Origin of the sequence: Thalassospira sp. UBA1131 (assembly GCF_002311515.1) — a bacterium.
Taxonomy (GTDB): domain Bacteria; phylum Pseudomonadota; class Alphaproteobacteria; order Rhodospirillales; family Thalassospiraceae; genus Thalassospira.
The window spans coordinates 29,898-30,609 of sequence record NZ_DCAO01000113.1; the positions used below are offsets into that span (position 1 = coordinate 29,898).

Below are 712 nucleotides of genomic sequence, written 5' to 3' on the forward strand. Positions count from 1 at the left end.
CCCGAAAGCTGCGATGGCTTGCGATCAAGAAGCGGCGTGATCTGCAAAAGTTCGGCCACCTCGTTCACCCGTTCTTCGATCTCGGGCTTGGGCATGCCCGCCATCTTAAGGCCAAAGCCGATATTCTTGCGCACCGACATCGTCGGATAGAGGGCGTAGGATTGAAACACCATCGCGATATCGCGTTCATCCGGCTCAAGTGCTGTTACATCGCGCCCGTTAATATCAATCGCGCCCCCGGTCACTGGTTCAAGACCGGCGATCATGTTCAGCAATGTTGATTTGCCGCACCCCGATGGCCCCAGTAGCACCAGAAAATCACCATCGGCGATTTCCAGATTGATGTTTTCCATCACCGTGATCCCGGCATAGGCCTTGGTCACATTGCGCAGTTCAACGCCATTCATTCCCGTTATCCTTTCACTGCACCTGCGGCAATGCCGCGCACAAACAACCGCCCGGAAAGCAGATAAACCGCCAGTGTGGGCAAGGCCGTCAGCATGGTTGCAGCCATATCAACATTGTATTCCTTCTCGCCGAACTGGGATCCGACAAGGTTGTTCAGTGCCACCGTCATCGGCTGGCCGGAACGCCCGCCAAATGTCAGCCCCAACAGGAAGTCATTCCAGATGTAGGTGAACTGCAAAATCATCGCGACACCCAGGATCGGCAGCGACAATGGCAACATCACATGCCAGAACAATCGCCAGAA

The 712-nt window shown here is 55.1% G+C and carries 2 protein-coding genes; both read right to left on the minus strand.

The genetic code is table 11. The annotated features are described in order from the left end of the window. A partial coding sequence (locus B3Z49_RS19430) for an ABC transporter ATP-binding protein (protein ID WP_296993866.1) occupies positions 1-407 on the minus strand: 407 nt, incomplete at its 3' end. A 5-nt stretch (positions 408-412) separates the two neighbouring features. Further along, a partial coding sequence (locus B3Z49_RS19435; RefSeq protein ID WP_296993869.1) for an ABC transporter permease subunit occupies positions 413-712 on the minus strand: 300 nt, incomplete at its 5' end.